Origin of the sequence: Pseudoalteromonas sp. MIP2626, from assembly GCF_013414205.1 — a bacterium.
GTDB classification, from domain to species: domain Bacteria; phylum Pseudomonadota; class Gammaproteobacteria; order Enterobacterales; family Alteromonadaceae; genus Pseudoalteromonas; species Pseudoalteromonas nigrifaciens.
On sequence record NZ_JAATTW010000002.1, the window covers coordinates 26,742 to 46,057 of the forward strand.

The 19,316-nt window shown below is 49.3% G+C and carries 10 protein-coding genes; all 10 read right to left on the reverse strand.

Annotated elements, in window-relative coordinates:
• Nucleotides 1–38: 38 nt before the first annotated feature.
• The 10 genes from HC000_RS01920 to HC000_RS01965 all read right to left on the reverse strand — a co-directional run bounded on the left by HC000_RS01920 (nucleotide 39) and on the right by HC000_RS01965 (nucleotide 19,273).
• Nucleotides 39–1,223 carry a tyrosine-type recombinase/integrase gene (locus HC000_RS01920; protein ID WP_179806792.1) on the reverse strand — a complete coding sequence of 395 codons (1,185 nt, stop codon included), beginning with the start codon at nucleotides 1,221–1,223 and terminating at the stop codon, nucleotides 39–41.
• A gap of 271 nt (nucleotides 1,224–1,494) precedes the next feature.
• Complete coding sequence (locus HC000_RS01925; RefSeq protein ID WP_179806793.1) at nucleotides 1,495–1,683, reverse strand: hypothetical protein; 189 nt, start codon at nucleotides 1,681–1,683, stop codon at nucleotides 1,495–1,497.
• Nucleotides 1,680–2,036 carry a hypothetical protein gene (locus HC000_RS01930; protein ID WP_179806794.1) on the reverse strand — a complete coding sequence of 119 codons (357 nt, stop codon included), beginning with the start codon at nucleotides 2,034–2,036 and terminating at the stop codon, nucleotides 1,680–1,682. Before HC000_RS01930 ends, HC000_RS01925 begins: the two co-directional genes overlap by 4 nt.
• 75 nt (nucleotides 2,037–2,111) lie before the next feature.
• On the reverse strand, nucleotides 2,112–2,474 hold the full coding sequence (locus HC000_RS01935; RefSeq protein WP_179806795.1) for a hypothetical protein: 363 nt from the start codon (nucleotides 2,472–2,474) through the stop codon (nucleotides 2,112–2,114).
• 1 nt (nucleotide 2,475) lies between these two features.
• The gene (locus HC000_RS01940; protein WP_179806796.1) at nucleotides 2,476–7,956 is read right to left on the reverse strand and encodes a pyocin knob domain-containing protein; all 5,481 of its coding nucleotides are present in this window, start codon (nucleotides 7,954–7,956) and stop codon (nucleotides 2,476–2,478) included.
• A 12-nt stretch (nucleotides 7,957–7,968) separates the two neighbouring features.
• Nucleotides 7,969–8,346: a hypothetical protein gene (locus tag HC000_RS01945; RefSeq protein ID WP_179806797.1), complete on the reverse strand. Its 378-nt coding sequence runs from the start codon at nucleotides 8,344–8,346 to the stop codon at nucleotides 7,969–7,971.
• 8 nt (nucleotides 8,347–8,354) lie between these two features.
• Entirely contained in the window at nucleotides 8,355–10,286 is a 1,932-nt protein-coding gene (locus HC000_RS01950; RefSeq protein ID WP_179806798.1) for a DUF1983 domain-containing protein, read from the reverse strand.
• Complete coding sequence (locus tag HC000_RS01955) at nucleotides 10,283–12,100, reverse strand: hypothetical protein (RefSeq protein WP_179806799.1); 1,818 nt, start codon at nucleotides 12,098–12,100, stop codon at nucleotides 10,283–10,285. Before HC000_RS01955 ends, HC000_RS01950 begins: the two co-directional genes overlap by 4 nt.
• Nucleotides 12,100–12,474 carry a D-Ala-D-Ala carboxypeptidase family metallohydrolase gene (locus HC000_RS01960; protein ID WP_179806800.1) on the reverse strand — a complete coding sequence of 125 codons (375 nt, stop codon included), beginning with the start codon at nucleotides 12,472–12,474 and terminating at the stop codon, nucleotides 12,100–12,102. The genes HC000_RS01955 and HC000_RS01960 overlap by 1 nt, the downstream gene beginning before the upstream one ends.
• A 52-nt stretch (nucleotides 12,475–12,526) precedes the next feature.
• Nucleotides 12,527–19,273 carry a hypothetical protein gene (locus HC000_RS01965; protein WP_179806801.1) on the reverse strand — a complete coding sequence of 2,249 codons (6,747 nt, stop codon included), beginning with the start codon at nucleotides 19,271–19,273 and terminating at the stop codon, nucleotides 12,527–12,529.
• Nucleotides 19,274–19,316 lie beyond the last annotated feature (43 nt).

Sequence of the window (19,316 nt, forward strand, 5' to 3'; positions counted from 1 at the left end):
TATGGCCCTATAAATTCTTGCTTTTAAGTGCCAAGCACCTAAGATGTTGTAATCATTGATCTTTTTAAGGTATCAATTTTTGCGGGGTCATCGAGGGTCCAAACCGGCTTTGAATCGGGGATGAACTTACCATAAACCTTCCGCACCATAGTAACGTCATTATGCCCTAAATGATTTGCAACTGCACTCTCAGGTTCACCAGCTTTGAGCATCCAACTGGCAAAGCTATGTCGCGTCATGTAAGGGCGTCTATACATTATACCAGCTCTCTCAAGAATTTTGCGCCAGTGCTTTGAGCTGAATAACGTTGCTGTATTGTACGGCTTGCCTTTCCCCGTTGTCCAGACTCTCTCGAAATCGTGCGTTTGCAATTGTCGTTCTAAGACCAATCTCGCGGAAGATGGAAGGTAAATCTTCCTCTCTCGGCCAGTCTTCGGTGTCTGTACCTTGCCCCTTTGTGTTAAAGTGTGCCTCACAGTGATATATGGTAGACATACGTCCTCTCTCCTTAGTGCTGCGGCCTCGCCTGGTCTTAATCCGGACCAAAAAAGGAATGTCACGAGCCGCTTGTTATTTTCTGAACGGCAAGCATTAACTATTTTCTCAGACTCACCAATGGTAAATACTTCATCGGTGTTCAACACGTCTGTTTCCCGTTCACCTATTTTCAACGCCTTTGACTTACGTTCAACCGTATCAAGGAACGAGCCGAACGGGTCTGTTTTAAGGTCTAGCTCACGTACTGCGCGACGCACGGTAACGCGGACTATCCACAAACGAAGTGACGCTGTATAATCAGATGGTGAGCTACTAATTATTGCCTCTCTTATATGCTTAGCAGCCTTAACATCTACGTTTGCGACGTCAACATCCCCAATTGCTCTAATAATAAGGTCTGCATGCCTTTTATATGCGTCAATTGTTGAACCTTTTACTAGCCCAGCTTTAGCCTTTAGAAAGTGCTTGCCCAACATATGCGAAAGCATACGCTGCTCTTTCTTTAGGCTGGGGTCATTCGGGAAGTAGTCGGCTAGGTTAAACTGGCCTAAGCTTATGTCACGCCTGATCGAATTTAGCATTTGCTCAGCGGCCTTGATATTAGCTTTGGTGGCTATTATGCCTAGTGACCTTTTCCATTGTACTTTTTCGTGTGGCGGTCTGAATGCAATACGGATTTTACCGCGATGCAATGTTACGCCTTTGGGTAAATCTAAATCACTCATATGTCATGCTCCTGACAAGTTTACCCCCCGCCGACTAGGATAGAGGACAGGGATCTTAGTGTCTATAAAATTGGCACAAAAAAGCCCCGCCACTTATAGGCAGGGTCTTTTGGTATTGCGGTACTACTTTGTGAGCGCGTCTTTCACGATTGCGTGTAGCTCATTATCCCACTCAGCTTTGGTGCTCTTTACCAGCTTTTCGGATGCGAACAGCATGAGCTTAACTAACAGCTCTGTTGTTACAAGCCGCGAGATAATGAACGCCGCGAACTTACTCACTTTCAACGACCTCAATTTCAGGTACAGCTTCAATCAGTGCAGATAAGCTTTGGCCTGTGAAACCAACACGCTTAGCGATTGCGCTCAATACTTCTGTTAAGCCTTGCGACTCTTCTTGCATGTCGAACAGTCGTGCCTTTAAGCGGATCAACTCTGCTGCTTTTTGTTGTTCTTCGTTCATGCTGAAACCCCCATGATTTCTGTTTTACAGTGCAACTCAGCTGCGGCCTCTGCCGTTAAGCCCGCGTACGTTTCGGCCTCTAGCGCGTAATCAGCGAAGTCCGGCGAAAATGTAGCACTGTCGATCAAAGTATAAGGCGGTGTGCCTGCGTCCTTTGCTGCTTGCGTAGGCCAATAGCCCATGCGGTAGTTTAGTGAAAAGCTAGATGAACCACTTGACACTGCACCTGTGCTTGTCGCTATGTCGAACTCAAACGATTCGCTCTTGTTTTCAGAAAAGCTGGCCTGTAGCACTTGGCAAACGGCGGCTTTGTATGCAGTACCCTGCGGGTCGGTGAATGCTGCTGTGAACATATTTTGTCTCCTATGGTGATGAGCGGGCAGTATAGCGTGTTACTACTTAACGATAAAGTAGTAACACTGTTATTGTTATTTAAAAGGGAAGTCCCGCTTTACTTTAGCGACAGCCTCAACCCACGCGGCCTTTGACTCCGGCGTCTGGTCATACTGCCATTCCATAAACAGTTTGTCCGATTCGATGTACGCCTCGCGCCTCTCATCGAGCATACGTTCGTTATATGCCTCGTCGCTTTCAACAGTAGCCCCCCACTCGCAAGCGGCTGGGTCATACGTTTTGCCTGAATAATCGAACGACTCATCGAAGTCAACCTCGTGCCAGTTATCCAAGTCCTCAGGCACAGGCCACACTTGGACGTTACGGCATGTAGCCTTATCGACATAGGCTTTATAAAAAACCTCTTCACTTTGCGGAATGTTATTTATATTCATCATGCTATACCTTCTCTACCATGTTGACGCCCCATACTCGGTACACCAAGCTGTTGGCATCCACCACCTTAACCAACCGTTTGCCTGACATAATACCCTTCCAGAAACTGTCATAGCCCATCCCTTGCATCAGGAAATGTTTTGTAACCGTAATACCCGCATCATGCGTTATGTGGTGTGTAGGGATTATTGTCACACCCTGCCAGTTCTTTTTGCCATCCGAACCTGATACAGCTAAGAACTCAAACTTATCGTAATCAGCACTTAGTGGTAAGTCTCCCCAACCTGTGCCTGCTGGCGCATAGTACAGCGTCGTGTACTCATACCCTACCCTCATCTGTTTGAACGCTGGAGAATGAGCGGTGAACAAAGTACGAAACAGGTTTTTCATCCGCCCCGTGAGGTACGTAACCCTAATCGCGTATACCTGTGACGCCGCTGCACTTGTGTCCGTATAGCTATCCTCTATATGAATGTTCTGCCAGCCCGAAACAACACCCTTTACATCTGAGAAATGCCCATCCCCCCAGTATGTCTTATTCACGATCCTAGTGCCCGATACTGACCCCTTGAATATCTCTACGCGCCAAGAAGGTATTTGCCCCTCAGCCGTGTTTGCAGGGCGGGTCGTGATTTTAGAGGCGTTACCTAGAGTCCATGCTAAGTTTACTTTCCCTTGCACCGTTCGCACGAAAGGTAGGGATGACGAAGTCCCCGACGTCATGCTCAATCTGCTGTAATCCCCTTGCGATCCCCCCGCCACAGTACCTAAGTAATACGGGTTTATCTGCTTACGCGCCTCTTCCTGAATTGACTCAATATCTACAGTGCCCTTAGATAGCTTGCCCTTGAAGTACCCATTACCCTTTGTATCTACATAGAATATTGGCTCAACCTCGTTACCCGCAGAGTCAGTTTTAGACAAAGAAATAGGGCGCTCTGCATCTGGTGCAACTTTAAAGCTGGTATATGCTGTGCCTGCCTTAACAATACTAGTTACTTGTAAGTGACGAGCGTTAATAGCACCTGCACCAATCCAGTTAGCAGTTATCGTATTTTCTAGACCAGCTGGCGGGTTCGCTGGTAAGAAGTCGTCATATGTTAGTACGCGAGAGATAGTGTTATTGGTCGCTTTGACCTTCATCACACCCGAAGCCTCACAGTTACCACTTACGTCCATGCGGAAGTGACCATCAGAACCATTTGCAGTTTTAGTATTGTGGAAAGAGAAGAAACCAAAGTAGGCGTTACCCAGTCCACCGAGAGTGTAGGTGTGGCTTGCGTGTTTCTGTCGGACAACCGCCGCATAGCTAGATGTGCTGATAGGTGTGCTGTTATACAGTCCTACGGCCTCTGTATCTTTTTGGCTTATCCATGAGCTACCTAAGTTATCCCTGCGGTAGCCTTTTGACCCCATCACGCCACCCGCCGTGTTGATCGAGCTATTTGAGGTGTTAGATACATAGAAACCTTTCCCCCCATACACTCGAACCCACGTACCATCAGTCATATGAATGCCACCACCGTAAGAGGTACTGTGCCATCCATCAGATCCCTTAGAACGGAGCCAAGTATCAGTACCGTTGAGGACTACATGACCATCTTGGATAAGACCGCCATTGGCTCTAATGAAGCCGTTTGCCGTAATCTCTCCCCCAGCTGTTATCGCTGACGCCGACCACAGACCAGACTCGCCCATTGCAGCCTTTGGTGCTCCGCTAACAACCCACACCATTTGATGGCCGCCAGCCATTGTGCCGCCAGTAGCATTATTTGTGTGTTTATACGCTAGGCCATACAAGTTGCCGAAGTTCGCCCCGTTTGCAGGGATCTGATACGCAGTGCCCATCGACCATATATGATCAATTCGCGCCGGATCATAGATGCCATACATACCTGCGCGGCGATAATCAGTGTGGTTTGACCTGATTTTACCATCGCTATCTACTGATAAGCGGTGGCCTAGTGTTTTAACATCATGACCCGCGTGAGTATGCGCCGCGTTAGCGAATGTAGCTGCTGCTCTACCTTCTAGCTTTGCTGAATCGACTGCCTTTGCTGTAGCACCCAGCTTAGTATTAGCCACATTGAGCGCCGAAGTGCCTCTGTCATACGCTGATTTTACCGCCGTTAAGCTGGCAGAAATTCCCGCGTTTACTGTAGATATGCTGTCACTAATCGCACGATGGGTATTGGTATCAGTAAACTTAGCGCCCGCTGGTACGTTTGTTAGTACCTGACTTGCTTTAGCATAAAAGCTACCCTGCTGCCCGTCTAGTAAGTCGGCATCAAGTCCAGAACCCGCGCCATCATTACCCGAAGACCATACAGTTCTCCAAGGCTGCCATACTCCATTGTTTTTCCCCCTAACCGCGATATTACCAGACCTGTAGTCCCCATAGATTTGGTGCTGCCACACCGACGAGTAAGCATTTGCATAGAGCGCACCATCAGGGCTACCGAACAACGCAGTGTCTGAGTAGTTAATACCTGTTTTATCCCATGTGTCTGCTGCAACCTTTGACGCAGAACTTAGCGCCTCAAGCCTCGCCGTTTTTACAAAGCTACTAGAGTTCAATCCACCTAGCTTATCGGAGTCAACCGCTTTAGAACCCGCGCCCAGCTTACCGTTGGCTAGGTTGTAAGCACTATCAGCTCTAGCTTTTGCATCAACACCTTTGTCATACGCTGTTTTCACCGCTGTTGAGCTGGCCGACACACCCGCATTAACTGACGCCACACTGTCACTAATAGCACGATGGGTATTGGTATCAGTGAACTTTGCACCCGCTGGTACATTTGTTAGTACCTGACTTGATTTAGCGTAAAAGCTACCCGCTTGGCCTTCTAACTTAGCCGAGTCCACCGCCTTAGCTGTTGCCGCTAACTTTGTATTAGCCGTGTTAAGTGCCGAAGTACCTCTATCATATGCTGTTTTAACTGCCGTTAAGCTGGCCGAAGTACCCGCATTTACTGTCGCCACACTGTCACTAATTGCACGATGGGTATTGGTATCTGTGAACTTAGCGCCCGCTGGTACGTTCGTTAACACCTGATTCGCTAGTGCTAGTGCTGGTTTGCCGCCTACTTCGCCCCATGAAGGCCAGCGAGTAGCCTGTGCTGGTTTGCTCTTAACCTCGTTCCAGTTAACATCAGTTATGAAACCACCGCTTGATTTTACTGGCTCTGACGCTGAGAACGACAACGAATACTGCGCGGCATACGATGTATCATTCACATGAACACCGACCACACGCATCTCGTACACGTAATCTGTGCCTGATACTCTAGCAGGCGTTATTATCTGCTCAGAGAAGTTAACTGACGACACATACACGTAATACTGTGATGGACCACCAACCAGCTTTTTCTCAATTTCGATTTCAACTTTCTTAACAACAAAACCATCGTTGAACTTCAAGGCCGCACCGTTTACAAACAGCGATACGTTGATATGGCCTGAAATACGGTCGTTGCCGTTTGGTGCCACAATACGTGCGTTGATTGTGTGGACGTTACCACCTGACTTGAGCGCAGGAAGTTTAAGGCTTGTGCCATAAGCTACGCCACGAACCTCTTTTGATACTGTACCACCTAGCACCGCACCATTTGGGTTAACACGCACCAAGCCATCTTTAAACGAGGCATCAAGCATGTCGCCAGTGATTGATCCCGCAGGAAGTGACAGGTCTTTGGTCATAAGACTTAGGCCATCTACCACTAGTCGCCCTGAGTCAATAATCTCGGCAGACAGCTTTTTAATGGTTGCCTCATCCAAGTACATTGAGTTTCTATCTTCTGAGAAGTAGAACGGGAACTTTGTTTTATCTAGCTCAGTTACGCCGTTCCAGCTTGGCGGTACAATAGCAATTTCATCCGCTTGGAAGTAAAGCTTGCCGCCAGCATCTGCGCCACTGCCCGTAGCAATCATGTGTACGCCCGACACTTTACCGTTAGCATCAGCTTTGATTACACGTTCAGCTTTTATCGCACCGGTGATTTGGTCTGTGTACGTTTTAGCTGTAGACGTAGACGCTGCAATATCTTTACCGCGCTGTGTATTAACCGCCTCAATGCGCGTAGCACTGTCGCTCGTTGTTTTTTCGAGAACTGTAACCTTGCTTGACGTAGCGTTCGACTTCGTTTCAACAGCTGTAAGCCTTGACGCATGAGCCGCATCTGTTTTTTCGGTAGCGGTAACGCGGTTCGTGACTGTTACTAGGTCAGTAGCTGCCTTGTTAGCCTTGGCCTGTGCCGCTGCTGCATCCAGAACACCTTTATCTGCTACAAGTTTTGCAGCCTTAGCGTCCGCAATACCTTTATCGCCCGCAACTTTAGCTGCCGCTGCGTTTGTGGTACTCGTATTCGCCTTGGCCTGAGCTGCGGCGGCATCTGCTACGCCTTTTTCTGCTTTAGCTTGGGCTGCTGCTGCGTCCAGAACACCTTTATCCGCCTTTGCCTTAGCTGCCGCCGCTGCTGCGACCGCTGTACTTGACGTTGTTTCAACTGTAGTAATCCTTGAGGCACTATCTAAGCTGGTTTCTTCGAGAATAGTGACACGGTTATTCACCGTTTTTACCGTTTGTACAGCTGCGTCCGCTGCAAGCTTAGCTGCGGTGGCTTTTGTTACTGCTGTGTTTGATGTTGTTTCGACATTCGTTAGACGGCTCGCGCTATCTAAGCTCGTTTTCTCCAACGTACCCACACGGCTTGTAATCTCAGTGACCGTACGGACAGCACTATCGGCGGTGAGCTTAGCAGCTGCTGCATCGGTAGCACTCTTACCCGCAACAAGTTTAGCATCTGCAGCATCTGTAACACCTTTATCAGCTTGAGCTTGTGCTGTAGCTGCGTTCGTTACTGCTGTCGTTGATTTCGTTTCAACATTTGTTAGGCGACTGGCATTATCAACACCCGTTTGCTCTAACATGCCAACACGGTTAGATACTGTTGTTACGATTTTGCCTGCGGCTACGGCCTTAGCATCGGCTGCATCTGCTGCTTTTTGTGCTGTAGATACTTTGCCATCTATTAACGTAGCTTTTGTTTCAACACTGGTTATCCGTGTTGCACTGTGGGCACTGGTTTGTTCTAACGTACTTACGCGGTTTGAGGTATTCGAAGTGGTTGTTTGTATTTCATCGAGGACTGTTTGATCAACATCGACGCCATCTTTGCCCTTGATTAGTGACCAATCAAAAATTGTAGGATCGGACAAGTTCGGCTCTGCAACCGTTTGGCCTGTAGCGAGGCCAAGGTACGTTTTGTCAGTTGGGTCGAGACTAATGCCAACGCCATAGGCATCATCTGCATACGCTTTCCATACATGGTACGCGGGGCCTTTCGCCTCTGCGCCCAAGTCAATTAAGTGCCACGCACCTTCAAGCCTAGCGTAAAGGGCAGTATGGTCTACCCACACGCCCCCTTTCTTTATTTTTATTGCCGATACTCGTTGCCAAGTACCGTTTATTTTTATAGCCGACATTGCGGATTTCCATTAGGGAGCTGCGACAATCCATATGTCACCATCTTTACCCTGCCCCGCACTTGGGGCTGTAGTAGAGGTAGTAACGCGATTACCTAGCTTCTCTAATGTGTCACTGACTTGTGCTGCAAGTCGAGTGTTTGTGGTTGCTGACACACTACGCATAATACCATACGGTGAGCTTGTTTTAGTAGCTAAGTTGTATGGCTTATCAATAACTATCGTAGAGTCATTAACGACTTCCATCACTTCGTACACTCGGTTGTCTAACACGAACATATCGCCCTCAGCTGGCTTGTTAGCTGCTGTTTCCCAATATGTGCCCACACCTATTACTTTGTCGCTATCTTTCGTTAGGGTTACTACACCCGTTCTGTACCATCTACTCATAATTATTCCTAGAAATGAAGGCCGCCAACACGTTTAAGCGTTGAACCTGTTTTAAATACGTCTGCTACAATTGCAGACTCTTGTACTAATATGTTGTCGTTAACCCCTGGGATTAACACGACCTCGAACGAGTGTTCAGCTGCGCTAACGGGTATCTTGCAACCAAGCTGAACCGTTACCGACCCCTCTTCTCTGGCGTTGTGCGAACTGAACCGCTGCTCTAATGAGCCATTAAGCAACAGGTGAACCTCGAAGTTACTAGACGAACCACCGCCATCTTGGTGGTCTAACGCAATACCACTGACCACGAGCACACGTTCTGCCGTTGCACCCATCTGGCCTGCGGTAATCACGCCCTCGATAAGTGTAAACCGCTGGCTAGCTCCCACTGGGTATGGTTTCGTAACCACAACTACCGCGCGGTCGACAATATCGCCCTCAATGTTTTTGGCGTACAACGTGCCCTCGATTTTGCATGTTTCACCAATACGAACATTATCAAGCGTTCCAGCCTTCGCTTTAATGTTGCCCTCAAAGAACCCATCGACAGTTCGCATAATGCCTTTGCTGTCTACCGAGAACCCACTGCCAACCGTTAGCGATGCGCCATCTATCGACCCACCTTTTATGATTGGGGATGAGAACGACACGCCCACTTTTACACGCTCTGCGACGATGTTAGCCGCCAGTAGGTTATATATTTCGGCGTTCTGTATCAGTGCTGTGTCGATTACTGTTTTGCCATTTTTGATAATGAACGGGAACAACTTATCGTTACCGCCTGTTACCGCAAACGTCTGAGCATCAACAATGAAACTTGTTTTCAGGCCATCATTGAGGAAACCAACGCCACCCTGTAGGTCGCCAACCTTAGTTTTAACGCCCCACTGTGCCTTGTAGCCCTTGTCCGCAGAGGCCGCAACACTCGACAGCTCCTGTAGCGTTACGCCTGTGCCATCATAATCAACAGTAAAGTTGCGTATGGCCTCGGCTATTGCCCCGCGCTCACTAGCAAGCGTTGTTTCAAATTCGCTAATGTTGGCATTAATGATTTTACCTAAGTCATTTTCCCAACGTGATTCCATTTCCTGAATGCGTAACACGTAAGCTTCATCTGCATTCACCGCCGCATGTATGCCGCCCGATAGCCTTGCGTAGTTCTTGGCGAGCTGTAGCTGTAAGTTCTCGCTTTGAACATGCTTTGATATCGCCTCACCCATTGCCTGCTCTGCCAACAAGTCGCTAAGTGACGAGCTGTTAGCCAATAACTTACCTAGGCCTGAGTCGCCTAACGAGCTGCCTTGCAACGTGCGGTTTATGGTGTCCATTATGCTCAAGTCGCTGCGTAGCCACTTAAAGTTTTCACCCGCTGCAATTTCTTCGCTGTATTTAACAAGCACCTGCTCTGGTGTCTCGGACGTACTGGCCTTCGTACCTTCTGGCGAACTTACATCACCCGCTTGGAAGTCACGGTTTACATGACGCGCCCAATAAACGAATGACTTTGCAGGCTCTACCATATCTGAGAAGAAACCCGTAGCCGATGAGCCAACAAACAACGCATCTGCAAATACCGGTGTAGCGCCAACAACGCCTGTCACATCTACTCGGTAAATCTCAGTTAACGCATACCAGCTGGCCTTTGGTCTATCCCACTCAAGCCCCACCATGTTGAACATGCCAAATGCCGCAAAGCCTGTAGGTCTTGTTGGCATTGGATCGTTGAAAGCCGTAATCGAACCCGACTCTGTTTTGGTTGCCAGCATACGCATGTCAGTCGTGCCAATAGACTTCTGCAAGTCGCGGAACGTAACAGCGCGGTCGAGTGAATTACCCCGACCCATGCCCGATTGTATTTGTACCGTTTCGCGTACCGCACTAAGAAATTGCTGTACTGAGCGCGGAACGTCCTTAGGAACAGGGGGCAGCGCACGGCTCATTCTAATTCCTCCGGTGACTGTGCTAATTGAATATCGCGTACCTCTAGCCGTGCTGATTGGCTTATGGCCTCTACCGCTACTCGCCACTTAAACGACCTGCTGTTGAACGGCAAGTACGCGAACATAGGGCTGTTAACGTCCTTCGTGTAGCTGATTACTTCGCCCGATACAGGATGGATGCACTCAACACGCACACGAACAGGGAACGCATTAGCCCGCACTTTCACTAGGTTGAAGCACGTTGGGTCATTGAACAGGTAGGTTTTTGATTCCCAGCTCATGCTCATGTGCCCCTCTTTTGACTTATCGAACATGTGCAGCTCGCGTGTCGCTGTGTCCACAAACGCTAGGTCATTAGTCTCATCCATCACAACAAACGACTGCGCCTGAATATCCACGGTGCGGATGCCCGCCTTTGGATCAAGTGCATCAAACACAAGCGTTTTGTTAACCGTTGGGCAATGTACAAACACCTTGTTGTTATAGTTCGCCAGTATCATTGTCGTAGGGTCTAGCTCGCGCCATGCGTTAGAGTCAATAAAGCCCGTGCTCACGTTAGCCATGCTGTAACCTTCGATACGGTACAGGCCAGTCTCACTTGTAAAGTAAACAGCGCCCGCCACTTCGGTTGAACCTTCGGCACTTGAACACGGTACGGGGTCAGCTAATCGCGCAGCATCCATCGACTCAGGGTGAACACCTTGCACTATGTACGGTACGCCCGTTGTCAGTACCACTAGGTTAGAACCCGATGGTTGTATCGTTACGATGTCCTCTTGGAATACTTTGTAATAACGCACAGGCCAAGCGTAAAAGGCATCTGGCTCTGCGAAACACAGTAAGCGTTTGTTATGGCCGACCAGCGTATCAGAACCCATGACCACTACTTTTTGCATAGGGCCATTCGGGTACAGACTCGCATCAAGGTCTGGTGCGCCTACCCAATCCTCGTTAATTGGCGCATCAAGCAGGTCGCCACTGTACTTCGAGTCTTCGTACGTTTTCTGCGTTAGCGGTATTTCGTCCACAAACTGAAAGACACTTGTGCCCGACGCCGCTAAGTTGGTGCGGTATATTCGTATCTTGCCCGATGTGCCGCGAAGTGGATCAACAGATAGCAACGTGTCTGGTACGTCTGGAAATGTCAGTGTTACTTTTTTAGTATTTATGTACTGCCATTCTTTAATCGTAACCAGCTCAGTCGGATCGGCCAACGCACTTAATCTGCCCCACGCATCAACGTAACAGTATGAGTAAACTACATCTGCTAAGTCGTATTCGCTTTCCTCTGGTGACTCGAAAGGCTTAACACCTATGATGCCATCACCATTTGAGTCAGTACCTTCGACAGCATCCTTCGGCATGTACTCTTCGCCGTTTTCATCTAACTTCGACTCTGAAATCCAGTTATCCGCGTCCTCGACTAACACGCCCGATATCTTTGCTGGCACAGGAACATTAAGCGGGTATGACACGGCTGGGTATGGTCCGCCACCTTGTTCAGCGTTCAAGTTGTACACCACCTTTGGCTCACTAGCGCCCGATGCAAACAGCACATAGTCATAAGCATCGTTCTTCAACGGGGCTTTAGCTGCGTATGTTAGGTCAGGCCATGTGAACCACTGGTTCTTGTACTTGTACATTGACTTTGCATTGGCTCGGCCAAACGTACCAAGCGATGTTGGTAGCGCCCACGGTTCTAATATCCCCCGCTCTGATTTTGTATTGTGTGACACGGACGAGTAGCCATCAGGCACACTCTCCACGTCAAATTTTGGTGCTGTGCCTAAAAAGGCATTGAACGTAATTTTCATTAGCTGTAGTTCCAGCTCGTAGGCTCAGCCTGTATGCGCCAGTCAATATGAATGAACGAGTTGCCAAAGCCGAAGCCCTTTGCCCCAAGTTTCAAGGCCAGCTCAACAATCTTCATACGTTTACGACCCCACGGCACACGAATATCGAACGCAATGCCTTGGTTATGTGTGCCTGGTTTTTCTTTACGTGCCTCATCTTCGTGCAATGGGCAGCGGTACGCGCTATTTAGTGTCAATGGTCCTACTTCCTCTCGGATTCGTTGAAGCATGCGAAGTGCGAAAAGGTCACACTCATTAGGCACTTCGCGGTTACATACTTTACATTTACAGCGCAGCTCTTTTGCAGAGAAGTTTTTTGTCATTGGTTCTGTCATTGCACATGCCTTATAGTAGCGTTACTTATAAGGCATTATAGCAGTGTTGCTACTAATACTTAATCATATTCTCTACTCCATCATTGAAGGGCTTAGCCAGCCACGGTATTTGGTTGACTAACGGCACTACTCGGCTCGGCTGCATTTCAAGTGTCGCCACATCAACAGCGAACTGAGCAGTAGGACCCGCCGCCGCCACTGCGGGGTGACTACCATAGGTCGTGCCCTTGTACACAGACTCCGCCATTGATAGAGGCCCCAATAAACCCGTTGCCATAAACACGCTGCTGCCCCAATCCACTAGGTCGCGCTCACCTTGCCATGCGGGTCGGCCAAATGGATATCGGATCAACTCACGCATCAACTCGGCCATTAACGCCATAGGCAAGGCCACTGCTGCTGTTACTGCGATTGCGCGCATTGGGTTAGACGCCATATCCTTGTCCTTCATGCCCGCCGATAGCGAGTTCTTTAGGTTATCGTAGAAACCGTAGAAGAACTTTTTAAGCGTAGTGACAAGCAGAAAACGCGGGTCATTCGCTACTAACGGTAACTGAGTAGAACGCGGGTTAGTCACGGCCTCATTAACAAACTGGTGTACTGCATCACGGTATTTCTTGCCCGCAACGCTCGACAGGTCTGCCTTTTCTGCAAACTCTCTGACTTGCGCCGCAGTAACGCCCAGCTCATTTAGTCGTTTCTCGCCCGCCGCTCCATCTTCTGCTGCACGAACTATGTAACGCTCGCCCGCTTTAGTGGCAATGGCACGAGTTAACTTCGTTATGTAATTCTGGCCGTTCAGCTTGAACACGGTGGCCTGTATCTTCTGCGACACACGGCCAGTGGTCATGTCGTTCATGTTGTACATTTCTTGTAGCGAGTGCTCGATAGCCGCATCCGTTATGATATCTAGGTCACGCGCTACCTTGAATAACTGCTCACGGCCTACACCAGTCAACACGCTTTTCGCATCATCTAACATGCCTTTAGTATCGCCACGCATTCGAGCGTAGGTGGCCGCCACCTCTGGAATACTCGCCAAACCTGAGAACCACAACACAGTTGCCGATTGGAAAGCCAACGCTGCTGAGTTTAGGGCGCGTAACTTCGGTGACATGCCCATACCTAAACGGCCTGTAACACCTTGATACAACTTAGCGAACTCTTGGCGGTTGCCCGTGTGTACTTCGCTCTGTATGCGGTTGAACTCTGCATTTGAATCCCACTTGCCGCCCACTGTACCGCCATGCGTTTCATTCCATGACGCCCAGCTTGTAGCCGAGTTAATCAGCCTTAACAGGTGTCGCGGTGCATCGGTGTCCACATAACCACCTTCTTTAAGCTTGTCATACAGGGCATCTATTGCTTTACGGCCACTACGCGGCTGGTTTGTTAGCTCTGGTCTAATTGAAAACTCAGGGTAGCCACGGCCATCTAGGATTGATTCTAAAAGGCGTTCAGGGTTCTTGATGCCATTCTCACGTAGTATAGATAAAAAGCCCTCACGATTGCGTTCAACCTTGTGCAAATCCAAATGCACCTTAGATGTAACAGGTTCATACGATGGGTCGTGTTTTTTAACGTACATGTTAATCTCACGCACAAACGCCTCGTACCTGCTGCGCTCTGGGCTGTCTACTTTACGTATTGAGTCCTCATAGCCTTTTTGTATAGCAGGCGCATCGCCAACGTCCTTGCCCATACGTGACGCTAAATACTCAGTAGCATTGCGTTGTAACGCAGTGAACTTGTCCGCTCGCTCCCCAGCCTCAGGGTGTATGCGGCCTAATCGTGTACGTGTCATTTCAAACAAGCGGAATATAGACTTCTTAGCCATGCCACGGTTACGCTGCACAACTTTCATCACCTTACGGTTAAGCTGTATCTTGCGGCCTTTGCTCAAGTCCGCACCATCTGGGGCTTTGCCGTCTTTGTACGATGCGAATGCTCGCTCCGCAACTTCCACACGTCGCTCTGCCTCTTCGGTCAATTTGGCAATGATACCCGCTGCATCTTCTGGCTTAGCGGCGCTTTGCTTAACACCTTCTAGCAGGCTGGCACGGTGCTTGGCCTGTACTAGCTCAGCATGTACGTTTGTGCCTTTACCAAAGTCGCCCTTGTTCACAAACTCTTTTTTAGAGTGCGCTACATCAGCCTTGGCTACCGCGCTCAACAGCTTAGGTGACGCCTTATCCATCGCGCCATGAGCATTACGCAGCTCAGCAACCGTGTAGCCCTCAACATCATTGCGGCGGATAGCTTCAACAATAGCTACCTTCATCGCTTTAGTCGCCTGAGCTACAGCGGCCTTCGCCTCTTTAATGTCAGCCTCAATGTCAATGCCCTTCGACTTACTTATCTGTGCCAGCTTTTCTTTGGCCTCGGCTAAGTTGTCCTCTAGCCCCTTTTTAACAGCCGTTTGTGCGCTGCTCATGTCATTGGCCTTCGACTTAACACGCTTTCGTATTGCTGAACGGGTGCTGCGGGCTGTCGATATTTCGTCGCGGTTCTGAATCTCATCATCTTCGCGCTTAGTTTTCATCGTTAACTCGCCGCCGTCTTTGGCCGCTTGCTCGTAGTCTTTATCGAATACGTTAGCTCTGGCCTCTGTTAACAGCTCATCCCCGCGTTCTTCTGTTATGCGGCCATCAGCCACAGCATCGGAAACAAGGCCAGCAACTTCATCGTATGTCACTTCGTCACGGTACACGTTGCCTATATCATCTGGCACCAAGTCGGCCAGTGTGCGGCTGCTGTTAATCTCGTGCTCAACACTGCTGATAAACGATGCAAGCTCAGCGTCACTAATATCACCAACCTTGTTCGCCAGCTCCGCCGCTGCTTTCACTTGGCTAAGCTCTGGTCTGTCCGACAGCTCAATGCCGATTTTACGCATGGTAGCTCTGTGCTCTTTGCCCACATGTGCGGTGCGTACCACATCTTTCTTAGGCGTGTACTTCTTGCCTTTGTGGTGAATGTTGCCTCGGATTGTGCCCATTGTTATTGACGCCAGTTTGTCGCCATCCATTCGGTACACAACAGAATCGTCGCGTATTGTGTTCAAATCAATGCTGAACATCGGTCGGCCATCTGGCAGGCGTAACTCGGCCAGTGCTGAAATGCCACTTAGCACCGCGTTCGACAGCTCATTAATGAAGTTTAAGTTGCTTGAGTCTGCATCGTTCAAGTCCAGTTTGTCTTCACGCATTGACCAACGGGTTACTGCATCCATATCAACATGTAAATTCTTGCCTGATACGTTGTCGCGTACCGTAATACCCCGATCACTTCTTGCCGCACCTTTTTCTGGTCGCGCGTCACGGTAGCGTTTGTTTCGCGGGAACGAACTGCGAACAGCCTTTGCTAGACGTTCACTAGGGGATATTTGAGGTTCTTTGCCCACAGATACAAACTCTGGGAGGATGCCCGCACGTTCGAGTATTTTACCTACCGAGTCATAGTCTTTATTATCCAAGTGCTCTTTAATCTTACCCAGTACGCCAGCCGACAAATGCGGTGTATCTGGGCGTCGCTCTTGGTTGCCATGCGTGAACAGTGGTGGCTTGTTGTCGCCAACCGTAAACTGGTTATGCTTTGTGGTATTACCATTGTTAATAGGGTCTTTGTCCGCTCGGCCACGTTTAGGCAACCTATCGCCAAGCATCTGCTCACGCTCAGTTGGTTTGACCTTCTCGCGCATGAACCTTACTAACGGTGCGCCATTCAGACCTTTAACGCCTCTTAGTGCTCGGTATGCCTCTTCTGCTGCTTTCGTGCGTCGAACATAATGCGCTGCTACTTCTAGGTCGTTATCAGTGGTATCTATTATGCCCTGAACATCACCCACGTTTCGCTCTGTGCCATCTTCGCCTTTTTCAGTGTAGGCAACTTGTTGGTCGGTTCTAGCCCCAAGCTCTCGCTGGGTTTTGTCCGCTGCTGTGCTCTCATACATGTTGTTGACAGCTTTAGGGAACGCTTTAATGAACTCATGCTTGTCTACACGCGCCTGTAACGCCTGCAACTTCGCATAGATATCCTTATTGCCCTTATGCTTTTCAATGTCGCCTAGTGCCTTAGCAGAGGCATCGCTTATCGAATTTGGATCAATTGCATCGCCATCTTTTAGGTACTGCTCATACTGCTTTTCAGCTTCAAGTAATTTACCCATATCGCCATCACTGGCCGTGCGCGTACCTAGCTCTTGCTTGAGGTAATCCAGCTTGCCTTTAGTAGTGGTTGGCTTGGCCTTTGGCTTACGTGCTGCCTTTTTCTCAGCGGGAGTTCCACCAAGGCTGCTGTCTACAATCTTGTTAAGCAGGCTCATTTTGTCCGCTACTAGTGAACCTGACGACTCGAAGTCATAATGCTGGCCGACTTCCGCTAACTGCTTAGCGTTCTTAGCTACTTCAACAGCGAATACGTCACGCGCTGCCTGTGTATTCTTGCCTTTGCCCTCGATTACACTACGAACACGCACTTTTAGTTTGTCTTTAGCGTTGTCCAGCATAGCCATTGCATCATCAACTTCTTGCTTGCTCGGCTTGCGGCCTTCCATGATCCAATCTGGGGTACTTTTAGCTAAGCCTTTACGTTTGTCCTTAGGCGCTTCACCCTCCGGCACAAATACTTGCTCTGCATTTTTCACCTCAGGCTCAACAACAGCCTCTTTTTTCATGCGTTCGCGGGTCTTAACACGGTCGGTTTTGCTTTTGGTGTAGTCACGGAACATCGCACGGCCATCGAACTTGTTAGCGTTGCGGTACACAATGTTGTTCAGCTCAGGGTTAACATTAGCCAGTGCTGCTTTAAGTGCCGTGTCTGTGCCTATTTCTTCGGCCTCACGTAAGCGTTCTTTCTGACCCTCGGTTAACTTTACGCTACCTTCACGCGACATTCGGATCACTTGCTTAAACACTCGTGCTAATGCTTCATCGCCACGTTCTTTGTCATAGCCGCCCGACAACGGTGTTTTTGAGCCGTAATGCGAATCTGCCGCATAGCTCGCAAGCTCGTCATTTGTTAGCGCACCACTGTCGATAAGTGCCCCTACTTCCTTTTCGCTTAGCGGCTTGCCCTTAGGTTCAAGTACATCGCGCAGCTCATCGTAACGCTCGCTTTTAAGGTTCGGCACATCACGCGAAGTCATTGAGTCGAACTGACCTTGGCCTGCAACACCTAAGTCTGCGCCTTCTTCTAGCTCAGGGTTTTTGGCCTTAGCGCCCACTCCTAGTTTTCTCGGTGTCTTTTTGGCGACACGCTCTACGCTTTTTTCTAGTGTTTCCGCGCCCGCAAAGTCTGCCTCGTCTTGCTCAACTTCGACAACGGTATCTTCTTTCCAGCCATCAGCGTCTTGCTTTTCGCCCTCAGCATCAACACCTTTTTTAGCCTCGTTGTACTCTTGCATGAAACCATGAGCATTGGCCGTAGCTGACGCCACACCACCCATTGCTCCACCGCCAATAACACCGCGTAAACCAGCCTCAATTGCCTGTTTCGTATCAAGACGCCACTCATCACCGCCCATTTCTGTTGCGATAATCTCGTCAATAGTTGCCTGCGCTATTTCAGTAGCACCCTCGATACCCGCACCAATACTGGCAGTGACACCAATGTCTTTAAGGCGCTTAGCGACAGAAGGCTTTGCCAACGCATCAAGAACTGGCCTAGCTGCTGCATCTGATATGCCACTGGCCTTGAGCGATTTACCCATAACGGCAAGGAAAGGTAGCGCGTTCGTTACTGCACCCGCTGTACCTGACAGTAATGCCTCGGCTGTGTGCTCACCTTCATCAATGGCATCAAGGCGGTTTTCCATATTACCCGCAGCCTGTGCAAAGCCTGATAACGCAGGACCCGCATACATGCCAGCTTTAGCGCCCTTAGCCAGTGCTCGACCCGCCGTAGCTCGCATAGCACCCATAAGGCCAGCACCCGCAACAGCACCTACGCCACCGGTTGCCGCGCCAGCCGCTACAGTACCAACCGTTGCGATAGCATCTACTATTAGACCAGGAGCGAGTTCACCAAGCGTTTCAACCACGTAGTCAACAGCCTGTTCAAAGCCCTCAACCTTCTCGTATGTTTCATATTTACGCTTGTTTAGTGCCGAATCAACGCCATGTTTTTTGGCTATTAGCGAACCTTCCGCTGCCCACTGGTCATTGCCCACCGCCTCGCCAATGAAGTTTAAAGCCCCACCTAACGCTGCTTTGGTGTCAGACGTACCCCGATCAAATGCCTTTTCAAACGTACCACGGCGGTCATATACCTCTGCCGACAACGTGCCTTTTTCCCATGGCGCGAAATCATCATTCATTTCTCGGTTCTGCTCGCCAACAGCGTTCATTTCGGCGTTGCTTGACGACTCGTAACCAAGTGCGCGTCTTGCTATACCTGTCATTTCAGCCTGTGTCGACTCAGCCCCACGGCTCGCAGCGGCTGCACCTGACATAACCATATCTGGGGCGATATCTACACCGTATTTGTTGCGGAACTCAACAAGCTTACGGCCATAGTGCCCTCTGCCCTCGTCCGTTGGCGCAATGTAACCGCCATCATCGAAAGTGTCTTGTACTACGTCCTGCGCGGCCTGTGCGTTAGGATGCTCATCTGCTCGGCTGGCATGGTATTTTTCGTTTGTGTTATATCCCACCGCACGAGCATCTTTTGTTTCACCTATGTCCGCACTGTCACCATCGCGCAGTTTTCCTTCCATAGCATCAGCTGGGCGCTCATTAGTAAGCTCCCCTCGTGCCTCTGCTCTACGGCGCATTTCATTTACTACGTCATTACTTTCCATACAAAAAATCCCCAACGTTTTTACTGTTATGGATTTTAACACC